Annotated in this window: 10 protein-coding genes; 6 read left to right on the top strand and 4 right to left on the bottom strand. The window is 73.6% G+C overall.

What is annotated here, in order from left to right; all coding sequences use genetic code 11:
- Positions 1-5: 5 nt before the first annotated feature.
- From glf to LPA27_RS06375, 5 genes are all read left to right on the top strand, one after another.
- A complete protein-coding gene (glf, locus tag LPA27_RS06395) occupies positions 6-1196 on the top strand; it encodes a UDP-galactopyranose mutase (protein ID WP_056863946.1) in 1191 nt (396 codons plus the stop codon).
- Complete coding sequence (locus tag LPA27_RS06390) at positions 1193-3253, top strand: glycosyltransferase (RefSeq protein WP_228941913.1); 2061 nt, start codon at positions 1193-1195, stop codon at positions 3251-3253. Before glf ends, LPA27_RS06390 begins: the two co-directional genes overlap by 4 nt.
- On the top strand, positions 3235-4164 hold the full coding sequence (locus LPA27_RS06385; RefSeq protein WP_228941912.1) for an ABC transporter permease: 930 nt from the start codon (positions 3235-3237) through the stop codon (positions 4162-4164). Before LPA27_RS06390 ends, LPA27_RS06385 begins: the two co-directional genes overlap by 19 nt.
- A complete protein-coding gene (locus LPA27_RS06380; protein ID WP_056863947.1) occupies positions 4161-4943 on the top strand; it encodes an ABC transporter ATP-binding protein in 783 nt (260 codons plus the stop codon). The genes LPA27_RS06385 and LPA27_RS06380 overlap by 4 nt, the downstream gene beginning before the upstream one ends.
- Positions 4944-5150: 207 nt before the next feature.
- The gene (locus tag LPA27_RS06375; RefSeq protein ID WP_228941911.1) at positions 5151-8066 is read left to right on the top strand and encodes an FG-GAP-like repeat-containing protein; all 2916 of its coding nucleotides are present in this window, start codon (positions 5151-5153) and stop codon (positions 8064-8066) included.
- Here LPA27_RS06375 and LPA27_RS06370 read toward each other — a convergent pair.
- Entirely contained in the window at positions 8048-8806 is a 759-nt protein-coding gene (locus LPA27_RS06370) for a TIGR03089 family protein (RefSeq protein WP_228941910.1), read from the bottom strand. The two genes, LPA27_RS06375 and LPA27_RS06370, sit on opposite strands and share 19 nt — an antisense overlap.
- 58 nt (positions 8807-8864) lie before the next feature.
- Here LPA27_RS06370 and LPA27_RS06365 point away from each other — a divergent pair, with 58 nt between their 5' ends.
- A complete protein-coding gene (locus LPA27_RS06365; RefSeq protein ID WP_056863950.1) occupies positions 8865-9989 on the top strand; it encodes a mannose-1-phosphate guanylyltransferase in 1125 nt (374 codons plus the stop codon).
- A 15-nt stretch (positions 9990-10004) separates the two neighbouring features.
- On the opposite strand, the gene LPA27_RS06360 is transcribed toward LPA27_RS06365, so the two are convergent.
- From LPA27_RS06360 to cofD, 3 genes are all read right to left on the bottom strand, one after another.
- A complete protein-coding gene (locus LPA27_RS06360; protein WP_056863951.1) occupies positions 10005-10751 on the bottom strand; it encodes a DUF3105 domain-containing protein in 747 nt (248 codons plus the stop codon).
- A gap of 82 nt (positions 10752-10833) precedes the next feature.
- Positions 10834-11808, bottom strand: a complete 975-nt coding sequence (gene cofE, locus LPA27_RS06355) for a coenzyme F420-0:L-glutamate ligase (RefSeq protein WP_228941909.1) — start codon at positions 11806-11808, stop codon at positions 10834-10836.
- Positions 11805-12812, bottom strand: a complete 1008-nt coding sequence (cofD, locus tag LPA27_RS06350; RefSeq protein ID WP_228941908.1) for a 2-phospho-L-lactate transferase — start codon at positions 12810-12812, stop codon at positions 11805-11807. Before cofD ends, cofE begins: the two co-directional genes overlap by 4 nt.
- Between the last annotated feature and the right edge of the window lie 134 nt (positions 12813-12946).

The raw sequence follows: 12946 nt of genomic DNA, 5'->3' as shown, positions 1-12946 counted from the left end.
CGATCGTGTCGACACCTGATCACTCCCAGCCCGACCTCGTCGTCGTCGGCTCCGGCTTCTTCGGCCTGACCGTCGCCGAGCGCTGCGCCCGCGAGCTCGACCTCAAGGTCCTCGTCCTCGAGCGCCGCGACCACATCGGCGGCAACGCCTACAGCGAGATCGACCCCGAGACGGGCATCGAGGTGCACAAGTACGGCACCCACCTCTTCCACACCTCCAACGAGCGCGTGTGGGAGTACGTCAACCGCTTCACCGACTTCACCGGCTACCAGCACCGCGTCTTCGCGCGCTACCAGGGCCAGGTCTACTCCTTCCCGATGAACCTCGGGCTGATCAACCAGTTCTTCGGCAAGGACCTCAGCCCCGACGAGGCCCGCGCGCTCATCGCCGAGCAGGCCAGCGAGATCGACACCGCCGAGGCGACCAACCTCGAGGAGAAGGCGATCAGCCTCATCGGGCGCCCGCTCTACGAGGCCTTCGTCAAGGGCTACACCGCCAAGCAGTGGCAGACCGACCCGACGCAGCTCAGCGCCGACATCATCACGCGGCTGCCGGTGCGCTACACCTTCGACAACCGCTACTTCAACGACACCCACGAGGGCCTGCCCGTCGACGGCTACACCGCGTGGCTGACCCGGATGGCCGACCACCCGAACATCGAGGTGCGCCTGTCCACCGACTGGTTCGACGTGCAGGACGAGTACAAGGGCAAGGTCCCGGTCGTCTACACCGGACCCGTCGACGAGTACTTCGGCAACGTCGAGGGCCGCCTGTCGTGGCGCACCATCGACCTCGAGGCCGAGACCCTCGACGTCGACGACTACCAGGGCACCGGAGTGGTCAACGCCAACGACGAGCACCTGCCCTACACCCGCACGCTGGAGTTCAAGCACCTCCACCCCGAGCGGACCTACCTGCCCGGCAAGACCATCGTCGTGCACGAGTACTCCCGCTTCGCCGAGGAGGGCGACGAGCCCTACTACCCGGTCAACACCGCCGAGGACCGCGCGAAGCTGCTCGCCTACCGCGACCTGGCCAAGGCCGAGCCGATGGTCCTCTTCGGAGGCCGGCTCGGCACCTACAAGTACCTCGACATGCACATGGCCATCGGCTCCGCGCTGTCGATGGTCGACAACAAGCTCGCGCCGCACTTCTCCGAGGGTGCGCCGCTGACGAGCGGAGGAGTGGACGCATGAGCACGACCACGGGCACCACCACGGGCACGACCCCCACGACCGCCTCGACCGCCGCGGCGGGCGGGGCCGGCACCAGCACCCGGCTGCTGATGCGCCAGGTCCTGCCGCTCGACGGCGACCTCGACGTGCTGCCGCTCTACGTCGACACCGAGCCCGCCGTCCTCGACGCCGACAAGTACGAGATCGGCACGAACCGCAACGCGCGCGAGCTCAACGCCGCGTCGATGCGCCAGAGCACCCGCTCCGGGCGCCGGCTGCACCCCGACCAGATCGAGTCGCGCACCGCGCTGCGGGTCACCAGCGGGGAGTCGCTGTCCTTCGGCACCTACTTCAACGCCTTCCCCGCCAGCTACTGGCGGCGCTGGAGCGTCGTGTCGGCGGTGCGCCTGACGGTGCGCCTGCGCGGCCGCGGCGCCAGCCTGGTCGTCTACAAGTCGATGGCCCGCGGCAACTCCCAGCGCGTCGACGCGGTCACCACCGGCGACCAGGACGGCGGCACCTTCAGCTTCGACCTGACCCTCAAGCCCTTCGTCGACGGCGGCTGGTACTGGTACGACGTGCTCGCCGGCGACGACGACGTGGTCGTCGAGTCGGCCGAGTGGACCGCCGAGGTGCCCGCCGAGCGCGCGCAGCACGGCACCGTCGACATCGCCATCACCACCATGAACCGCCCCGACTTCTGCGCCGAGCTGCTCGTGCAGATCGGCGAGGACGAGGCACTGCGCCCGCTGCTCGACGAGGTGCTCGTCATGGAGCAGGGCACCGACCTGGTCAGCGACTCCGAGCACTTCCCCGCGGCGCGCGAGGCCCTCGGCGACACGCTGCGGGTCATCGAGCAGGGCAACCTGGGCGGCTCGGGCGGCTACGCCCGGGGCCAGCTGGAGTCGGTGCGCAAGGGCACCGCGACCTACACGATGATGATGGACGACGACGTCGTCTGCGAGCCCGAGGGCATCGTCCGCGCGGTCACCTTCGGCGACCTGGCCCGCCGGCCCACCATCGTGGGCGGCCACATGTTCAACATCTACTCCCGCTCGCGGCTGCACAGCTTCGGCGAGATCGTGCAGCCGTGGCGCTTCTGGTGGCAGTCGGCGCCGGGCGTCTTCCACGACTGGGACTTCGCCGCGCGCAACCTGCGCTCCTCGCGCTGGCTGCACCAGCGCATCGACGTCGACTTCAACGGCTGGTTCATGTGCCTCGTGCCCCGTCAGGTGCTCGAGGAGGTCGGCCTCTCGCTCCCGCTGTTCCTCAAGTGGGACGACTCGGAGTTCGGGCTGCGCGCCAAGAAGGCCGGCTACCCCACGGTCACGTTCCCCGGCGCGGCCGTGTGGCACGTGCCGTGGTCGGACAAGAACGACGCCCTCGACTGGCAGTCCTACTTCCACTACCGCAACCGCCTGGTGGCGGCCCTGCTGCACTCGCCGTACCCCAAGGGCGGGCGGATGGTGCGCGAGAGCCTCAACCACCAGATCGCGCACCTGGTCTCGATGCAGTACTCCACCGCCGAGCTGCGGCTGCGCGCCCTCGAGGACGTCTTCGCCGGCCCCGAGGCCCTGCACGCGCAGCTGGCCACGAAGCTGCCCGAGGTGCGGGCCTTCGTGAAGCAGTTCCCCGACGCCCAGCTCGAGGTCGACCCCGACGCCTTCCCCTCCGTGCGCCGGCAGAAGCCGCCGCGCAAGGGCCGCGACGACACCGGCGTGCCCGGTCGCAAGGCGACGCTGCTGGCGGCCGCGCTCATGCCGCTGCGCCAGCTGCGCCCGGTGCGCGAGCTCTCGCGGCGCCACCCGGAGGCGGAGGTGCCGGCGATGGACGCCAAGTGGTACCGCCTGGCCAAGTACGACTCCGCGGTCGTGTCGATGAACGACGGCACGTCGGCGGCCTTCTACCAGCGCGACCCCGAGCGCTTCCGCGACCTCATGAAGCGCACGCTGGAGAGCCACGACCGGCTGCGCCGTGAGTGGCCGCGCCTGGCCGAGGAGTACCGCGCCTCGCTCGGCGCGATCACCTCGCCGGAGGCGTGGGAGGAGACCCTGCGGCCGTGGCGCGGGACGAGATGAGCGAGGCCTCCTCGACGGGCGCCGCGCTCGAGGAGCCGCGCCCGCACCGTCGGGTCGACGCCGACCTCGCCCCTCCGACCGCGCGGTCGGGGCTGCTGGGGGTCTTCCAGAACCGCTACCTGCTGCGCCTGCTGGTGCGACGCGAGATCAGCGCCCGCTACTCCGGGTCGTTCCTGGGTCTGCTGTGGTCCTACATCAACCCGCTCAGCCAGTTCCTCATCTACTACTTCATCCTGGGCAAGCTGCTCGACCGCGGCACCGAGAACTTCGCGGTGCACGTCTTCTCGGCGCTCATCGTCGTGCACTTCTTCATCGAGACGTTCAACGCCGGCACCCGGTCGATCGTGCGCAACAAGTCGCTGGTGCGGAAGATGGCGCTGCCGCGCGAGATGTTCCCCGTGGCCTCGATGCTGGTCTCGCTCTACCACGTGGCCCCGCAGGTCGTGATCCTCTTCGTCGTCTGCCTGTTCTACGGCTGGGTGCCCGATCCGATGGTGCCGGTCGCGCTGGCGCTGGCGCTGGGCATCATCATGCTGCTGGCGACGGCGCTCGCGCTGCTCTTCAGCGTGGCCAACGTCTACTTCCGCGACTTCGCCAGCGTGGTCAGCATCCTGACCAACTTCGTGCGCTTCGGCGTGCCGATGATCTACCCCTACGCCGTCGTGGAGGAGCGGTTCGGCTCCTTCGCGCAGTACTACATGCTCAACCCGCTCGCCGAGGCCGTGCTGCTGGTGCAGCGCGCCTTCTGGGTCGGCACCACGCAGGACCCGAGCGCCACCGCGGCCACCGAGCTGCCCGACCACCTCTTCACCCGCGGCCTGGCCATGGTGGGGGTCTCGCTCGTGGTGCTGGTCATCGCCCAGCTGGTCTTCACCCGCCTGGAGAACAAGATCCCGGAGCGCCTGAATTGAGCTACCCCGCCGACACCTCCATCGTGGTCGACCAGGCCACCAAGTCCTTCACGCTGCGCTACCACCGCACGTTCAAGCAGGTCACGGTGGCCATGCTCAAGGGCCACCAGGTCAGCGACACCTTCCAGGCCGTCGACGACGTCTCCTTCACCGTCGAGCAGGGCGAGTCGGTGGGCCTGATGGGTCTCAACGGCTCGGGCAAGTCCACGCTGCTGAAGATGATCAACGGCGTGATGAAGCCCGACTCCGGGCGGGTGCTGACGCGGGGCCGGATCGCGGGGCTGATCGCCACCGGCGCCGGCTTCCACCCGCAGCTCACCGGCCGGGAGAACGTCTACCTCAACGCCGCCGTGCTGGGCATGACCGAGCGTGAGACGGCCCGCAAGTTCGACGACATCGTGGAGTTCGCCGACATCGGCCGCCACCTCGACTCCCCGGTCGGCAACTACTCCTCGGGGCAGTTCGCCCGGCTGGGCTTCGCGGTCGCGGTGCACGTCGACTCCGACATCTTCCTGGCCGACGAGGTGCTGGCGGTGGGGGACAAGCCCTTCAAGAAGAAGTGCCTCGAGCGCATGCAGGAGATCCGCGACTCCGGTCGCACGCTGCTCTACGTCAGCCACGCCGCGTCGTCGGTGCGCAAGATGTGCGACCGGGTGATCGTGCTGGAGAGCGGCAAGGTCGGCTACGACGGCGAGGTCGGTCCCGGCATCAAGTACCTCAAGTACGACGCCGGCACCGACGAGGAGGAGCAGGACGAGGAGCTCGGCGCCGACATCTGAGCCCCCGTGACACGAACCCCCGCAGCCCCCGGGCTGCGGGGGTTCGTGCCGTCCGGGGGAGGAACGGGAACTTGACAAATCTCGGATCGGCCGGCGTGTCGAGTGGAAATTACAGCGTTGTAGTTACTCACTTCCCGTGGCGTGCCCCCTGTGACGCGTGTGAAAGTTGCGCACCGTGTGAACTTCCCCGCGCACTGGAGTACCCCCATGTCACCCAGCAGGTCCCGCTTCGTCACCCTCTGCCAGCAGCTGCTGGCACTCGGGGTGGTGCTCGCCGTGCTCACCCCCGCCGCCAGCGTCATCAGCCTCGACGTCGTGCGCCAGGCCCCCGAGGGCAGCCGCGCCGCCGGCCTCACCGGCCCCGCGCTGCTGACCCCGCCGCGCACGGCGGCGGCCAGCGACCTCGCGGCGTACGCCCGGGGCGCCCAGGAGGCCACCGCGGTGCCCACTGCTCCCGTCGACCCCGACGTGCGCGAGTACGCCCTGACCCCGCCGGCCGGCAGTAGCGCCCGCGCGGGCACGCTCGCCGCCCGGGCGGCGCAGGGCCCCGCCGGCACCCGGATCACCAGCGCGCCGCAGCGCGTCACCGGCTACGGCGCCGTCGGCGTCACCTGGCAGCACGGCGAGCAGGTCGACGAGGACGACCTGGCCCTCGTGGTGCGGACCCGCACCGACGGCCGCTGGGGGGCCTGGAGCGACCTGGAGTACCACGACGACCACGGGCCCGACCCCGACAGCGCCGAGGCGCGGCGGGCCCGCCCGGGCACCGACCCGGTGCTGGTGGGCACGGTCGACGAGGTGCAGGTGCGCGTCGACGTGGCACGCGGCACGGCCGCGCCCGACGACATGAGCCTGTCCGTCATCGACCCCGGCGAGGCCGCCGACACCGTCACCGAGCGTCCGGCGCTCGACACCTCCACGATGGGCCGCACGACGGGCGGCACGACGGGCGGCGCCCCCGCCCCGGGTGACGTGTCGTCCGAGCCGGCCGCGGGGGAGGAGCAGCTCGCGCTCAGCGCGGCGGAGGCGACCCCGCGCCCGCAGGTCTTCTCCCGGGCCCAGTGGGGCGCCGACGAGCGGATGCGCTCGGCCTCCTCGCTGCGCTACGGCGAGGTGCACGCCGGCTTCGTGCACCACACCGTCAACGCCAACGACTACACCCGCGAGCAGGTGCCGGCGCTGATCCGCGGCATCTACGCCTACCACACGCGCTCGCAGGGCTGGTCCGACATCGGCTACAACTACCTCGTCGACCGCTTCGGCCGGATCTGGGAGGGCCGCTACGGCGGCATCGACCGGGCCGTCGTCGGTGCCCACACCCTGGGCTACAACGACTACTCCTTCGCGATGTCGGCCATCGGCAACTACGACGTCGCCCAGCCCTCGCAGGCCGTGGTGCAGGCCTACGGCGCGCTCTTCGCCTGGAAGCTCTCGCTGCACGGCGTCGACGCCTCCTCGGGCTCCCAGCAGGTCGGCCCGAAGCGCTTCGCGGCGATCAACGGCCACCGCGACGCCGGGTCGACGGCCTGCCCCGGTCGCTACCTCTACGCCCGTCTGCCCGAGATCCGGCGGCTGGCCGCCGCGACGCAGACCGGCTTCGCGGGCCGACAGCTCGCCTCCAACCTCGCCGACACCGCCCACCCCGACGTGGTGCTGCGCCGGGCCTCCGACGGCCGGCTCCTCGTGCTGCCCACCGGCGGGCTGACCCGCCTGGCCAAGCCCCGCGCCGTGGCCGGCGACTGGAGCTCGGTCGACGCGGTGGTGGCCTCGCCCGACCTCACCGGCGACGGTCTCGCCGACCTCGTGGTGCGCTCGGCCGACGGCACGACCGGCGTGCGCGCCGGCGACGGAGCAGGCGGGTTCGCCGCGGCCCCCCGGTCGCTGACGGCCCTGGCCGGCCACGACCTGCTCACCGCGGCCGGCGACCTCGACGGCGACGGTCGTGCCGACCTGCTCGCGCGCCAGGACACCACCGGGCGCCTCGACGCCTTCCTGGGCAACGGCGCCGGCGGCTTCCGGCGCGTCGACACCGGTCTCGTGCTCGCCGCGAGCGACCTGCTCGCCGCCCCCGGCGACCTCGACGGCGACGGCGTGGCCGACCTGGTCGTCCGCGACGCCGCCGGGTCGGCGACGCTGCACCGCGGGGTGCGGTCCGGCACCGGTGCGGTGTCCTTCGCGGCCGCCACCCGCCTCGCGGGCGACTGGAGCCGCTGGGACGTCGTCACCGCGGCCGGCGACTGGAACCGCGACGGTCGCGCCGACCTGCTGGTGCGCCGCGCCGGCGGTGCCGGCTTCGTGATGCCCTCGCGCGGCGACGGCGGCTTCGGCCACGTGCTCGGCCCGGTCGACCGGGTGGCCGGCCTCGACGGGGTCGTCTCGGGCGCCAGCCTCACCGGCGACGCCGCGCCCGACGTCCTCGCCCGCCGCGGCGACGCCCTGGTCGTCCTGGCCAACCCGGGCACGGTCGACACCGCCCCGCTCGTCGACACCGGCGTCCGGGTGCCCGGCGCCGACGCGGTGATGAACGTGGGCGACTGGGACGGCGACGGCCTCGGCGACGTCGTCGTGCGCCACGCCGCCACCGGGGTGCTCATGCTGCGCCGCGGCGACGGCCAGGGCCGCCTCGGCAAGGCGCTGCGGATCGGCACCGGCTTCAAGGACGTCGCGCTCCTCGCCGCCGTGGGCGACACCACGGGCGACGGCCGCCCCGACCTCATGGGCCAGCCGCGGGGCGGGTCGATGCGCATCTACCCCGGCGCGGGGCTCGACGGCCTCGGCGAGAGCTACGTGGCGCGCAGCGCGATCACGGCCACCCAGCAGGTCGGCGCCGGGCTGTGGGACGCCGACGGTGCTCCCGACAGCCTGCTGCGCAACGGCTCACGGCTGACGCTCTACCCCGGCAACGGGCCCGGAGGGCTCACCGACCCCCGCACGCTGGGACTCGACGTCACGGCGTACGACTGGGTGGTCGGCGTGAGCGACGTCGGCCTCACCGGCCACCCCGACCTCGTCGTGCGGGAGAAGCGGACCGGCTACCTGTGGCTGCTGCGCGCCAGCGCCGACGGGTTCGAGCCGCGCCGCTTCCTCGCCGAGGGGATGGGCGACTACGACCTGGCGGGGTGACGCGCCGAGGTGCGCTCCGCGGCCGCCACGGCCGCGACCCGCTCCTCGGCACCACCCACGACCAGGACCAGCGAGCCGCGGCGCGCGAGCGGCTCGGTGAAGGTGACGATCCCCGGTGGGGAAGCCGGGTTCGTCACCGAGAGGAGGCGGCCGCCGTCAGGGAGTGCACTCCCGGCGGCGGCCGCTCTCCACAGCTCGGCCTGCGTGACCGGGGCGCCCGACCCGACCAGGGCGGGGTCGTCGTCCTGGGCGGGGTCCCAGGCCACGAAGGAGTCGGGCTGCGACCAGACGTCCACGCCGACGTCGTGCACCCCGGCCGGGAGCGGGTCGGCGAAGCGGACCCCCATCGGGCGCAGCGAGCAGGCCAGCACCGGCACCTCGTCGGCGTGGGCCGCCCAGCGCTCCAGCCCCGCCGGACCGCAGACGACCGCGTCGGCGGGTCCGTCGCCGGTGAGGTCCACGGCGAGGCCGACGTTCCAGGCCGCGCCGAGGAGGACCGGCGTGAGCCAGTGGGCCGGCAGGTCGACCCGCAGCACCTGTCCCCGCTCGAGGTCGTGCTCCTCCACCAGCAGCGAGGACACCTTCGCGACCCAGTTGGCGTAGGTCGTGACCGAGAGCTCCACCCGCTCGCCCGGGTGCTGGTCGGGCCCGTCGCCCGGACGCTCGTCGTAGTAGGTCAGCAGCGGACGGCCCGGCTCGTGGCGCAGCAGGTCGCTCAGCAGGGCGGCGAAGGTGGTCACCCGGTCCAGCCTAGGCACCGGGGCCGGTGACCTCGGCCACGCCCTAGGGTGAGGCCCCATGAGCGCCCCGGGCACCGACGTGCCGAGCACGCCCCCTGCACCCCTCGACCACTTCTGGGCGGTGGTGCCCGCCGGTGGTGCCGGCACCCGGCTGTGGCCCCTGTCCCGCGCCGCGGCGCCGAAGTTCCTGCGCGACCTGCGCGGCGAGGGGCGCACGCTGCTCCAGGAGACCGTCGACCGGCTCGAGCCGCTCGCCGAGGACCGCTTCGTCGTCGTCACCGGCGCCGCCCACCGCCCGGCGGTGGTGCGCCAGCTCCCGCAGGTGGCCGCCGAGGCCGTGCTCGCCGAGCCGACGCCGCGCGACTCGATGGCCGCGATCGGCCTGGCGGCCGCGCTGCTGGAGCGCGCCGACCCCGACGCGGTGATGGGCTCCTTCGCCGCCGACCACGTCATCACCGAGCCCGCCGTCTTCGCCGCCGTGGTCACCACCGCGGTCGAGGTGGCCCGCGACGGCTGGCTGGTGACCATCGGCATCGAGCCGACCCACCCGTCCTCGGCCTTCGGCTACGTGCAGCAGGGCGAGGACCTCGAGGGCCACCCCGGCGCGGCACGGGTGGCGTCCTTCGTGGAGAAGCCCTCGCCCGAGGTCGCGGCCGGCTACCTCGCGAGCGGCGGCTACCGGTGGAACGCCGGCATGTTCGTCGTCCGCCCCGGTGTGCTGCTGGACCTGCTGGCCCAGTGGCACCCGCAGTTCGCCGCCGACCTGCGCGCGATCGCCGCCGACGGCTCGCGGCTGGAGGAGCTGTGGCCGGGCCTGCCCCGCATCGCGGTCGACCACGCCGTGGCCGAGCCCGCGGCCGCCGCGGGCCGGGTGGCGACGGTGCCCGCCGGCTTCGGCTGGGAGGACGTGGGCGACTTCGACTCCCTCGCCGCGCTGCTCGGCGCCGACGGCGCCGACGCGGCGACGGGGCCCGTGGTGCTGGGCGACGCGTCGCTCGTGGAGGCCGTGGACAGCACCGGCTTGGTGGTGCCCTCGGGTCGTCTCGTCGCGGTCGTCGGGCTCGACGACGTGGTCGTCGTCGACACCCCCGACGCCCTGCTGGTGACCACGCGGGCCCGGGCCCAGGAGGTCAAGGCGGTCGTGGCCGCCCTCACCGAGTCGGGCCGGACCCGGCTGACCTGAGGGCGCGGCCCCGTGTCACATGCCGTTGGGCTCGGGGCTGTCGAAGTAGGGGTACTCGACCATGAAGGCGTCGAGCGCGGCGCCGCTGGGGCCCGAGCAGTACTGGAAGGCGCCGACCTGCTTGGTCGTGTCGGTCTCGCCCTGGCCGCCGGCCGACCAGTGGGTGAAGGCGACGTGCGCGTCGTCGGGGAAGGCGTCGCCGTCCTCGGAGGTCCAGGGCGCGGCGATGAACTTGTCGCGCTGGTTGCTGGTGCCCTCGTACTTGTCAGCGATCGCGCGGATCTCGGTCATCGCCTCGTCGTCGTCGGCGATGGTCTCGTCGTACCAGAGGATCGTGTAGCCGTGCTCGAGGTTGTGCACCAGGGCCTCGAGGGCCGGGCGGTCGTCGGTGTAGACCTTGCGCGACATGGTGGCGGGGGCCTCGCCCGCGATGTTCCAGTGGGCGCCGAAGGCCGGGGGGCTCGTCTTGTAGTCGACCGTGGTGCCGTCGGGCACGTGGTCCTGGACGCCGTCGGCCTTCTTCGTGGTCACGTCGGTGCAGGCCGAGGCGGGCGCGCCGATCTCGGAGACCGCGAGGTCGGCGTACTCCCGCTTGTCGAGCCACCCGGTGACGGGGCCCCACACGGCGGCACCGATGAGGGCCAGGGCGATCGCGGCGCAGACACCGACGATGACGAAGCCCTGGCGCTTCTCGGCGCCCTTCTGGGACTTGCGGATCGCGTCGATCTTCGCCTGGCGGTCTGTCTTGGCGGGCTTGGCCACGGTGCTGGTGTCCCTCGGTGCTCGGAGTGCGGGTGCGCGGGTCGGTGCGGGTCCCCCTCTCGGGTGAGCCTGCCGGGTGAGTCTACGGACCCGGCGGGCGCAGGTGGGCCTCGGCGGCCCGATCGTCACCGAGCGGTGACCCCGGCGGCTCCACCAGCCAGCCGTGGGCGAAGGCGAGGGCGGCCAGGGCGGGGTGGGCCGGGGCGCGCAGGCCTCCGTCGGGACCGGGACGCGGTCGCCGGCCGGTGACGAGCCCGACGGCGTCGGCCAGCTCCTCGGCGGTGGCCGGAGCCCCGAAGGGAGCCCGGTCGGCCGGGTCGCCGGCCAGGGCCCGCACCACCGCCTCGCGGGCGCCGAACCCGAAGAGGTCGCCGCCCTCGGGACGCACCAGCGTGCGGGCACCCGGGCCGTGGTCGTCCGGGGGGAGGACGAGGTCGGCCCGGCCGCGCACCACGGCCACCGGACGGGCCCCGAGCTTGCCCTGCGCCAGCTCCGCGGCGCCGGCGATCTCGTCGGCGACCGCGGGCAGCGTCACGGCGAGCTCGTTGCCGTGGGCGTCCACCCGGCCGGCGTAGTCCTCGGCGACGCGCAGGCCGGCCGCCCCCACCGCGATGTCGGTCTGCCCCTCGCGCCAGGCGCGGCCGGCGGTGTCGGTGACGACCACGGCCACGTTGCGGCCCGAGCGGCGCCGGACCTCCTCGCGCAGGCCGCGCGCCGAGCGGTCGGGGTCGAGGGGGAGCAGCACGACCGAGCCGCGCGCGACGTTGGAGGCGTCCACGCCGGCCGCGGCCATGGTCAGCCCGTGGCGGGTCCGCACGATGCGGGTCGGGCCACGACGTGCGACCACCCGCACGGTCTCCTCGGCCACGGCCTCCTCGCGCCCGCCGACGCGCACCCGGCCCTCGGCCTTGCTGACGACCTTGCTGGTGACGACCAGGACGTCGCCGTCCTGCAGCGCGACCAGCGGCAGCAGCAGGCCGACGAGGTCGTCGCCCGCCCCGACCTCGGGCACGCCGTCGGGGGCCACGACGCTCAGCTCACCGCCCGGCTCGCTCACGGGCGGGGGGCGGCCACCAGGGCCAGTGCGGCCGCGACCATCCGGGCCGTCGCGTCGACGTCGGTCATCATCAGCGGCACGGCCTCGGCGGCCAGCCCGGCCTCGCGCAGCGCGGGGAGGGCGTCGGCGTCGGCGGAGTCGACCAGCCAGCCGTCGAGGACCCCGCCGGCGGAGCGGGCGCCGTAGTGCAGCCCGACCGCCCGGGCGCTGACCTCGACACCGATCGCGGGCAGGACCTGGGCCGCCATGCCGCGCACGTGGGTGCCGCCGACGATGGGGGAGAGGCCGACCACGGGAGCGGCGGTGGCGCGCAGGGTCTCGCGGATCCCGGGCACGCCGAGGATGGTGCCGACCGACACGACGGGGTTGGAGGGGGGCACGAGCACGAGGTCGGCCTCGGCCACGGCCTCCACGACGCCGGGGGCCGGGCGCGCCTCGTCGAGGCCCACCACCACCACGGCCTCGGCCGGCACCGAGGCGCGCAGGCGGACCCAGTACTCCTGGAAGTGCACGACGCGCCGACCGCTCGGCGCCTCGGCGTCGGCGATCGCCACGTGGGTCTCGACCCGGTCGTCGCTCATCGGGAGCAGGCGGACGCCCGGCCGCCAGCGTCGGCACAGCGCCTCGGTGACCTGGGAGAGTGGGTAGCCGGCGTCGAGCATCTGCGTGCGCACCAGGTGGGTGGCCACGTCGCGGTCGCCGAGCCCGAACCAGGTCGGCTCCACGCCGTACTCGGCCAGCTCGGTGCGCACGCTCCACGTCTCCTCGCGCCGACCCCAGCCGCGCTCGGGGTCGATGCCGTCGCCGAGGGTGTACATGACGGTGTCGAGGTCGGGGCAGACCTTGAGGCCGTGGACCCACAGGTCGTCGGCGGTGTTGGCCACCACGGTGACCCGGGCGTCGGGGGCGACCCCGGGCAGCAGCCCCTCGGCGATGCCGTGGAGCAGGCCCTCGAGGAAGCGGGCCCCGCCCATGCCGCCGGACAGGACGGTGATCTCGCGCATGGGCTCCACTGTGCCGCACCCGGGCCGAGGACCGTGCGGCAGGCACAGGCGGGTGGCCCGCCATGGCCCGTCCGGGCCATGCCCGGCAGCCGGTCGGTCGTGGTGCGCGCGCGGGATGGTGCCATACCAGAACC

This window comes from Nocardioides sp. Leaf374 (assembly GCF_916862475.1).
Taxonomy (GTDB): Bacteria; Actinomycetota; Actinomycetes; order Propionibacteriales; family Nocardioidaceae; genus Nocardioides; species Nocardioides kribbensis.
Note: the sequence above shows the minus strand (reverse complement) of the source record. Positions and strands in the feature narration are given on the sequence as shown.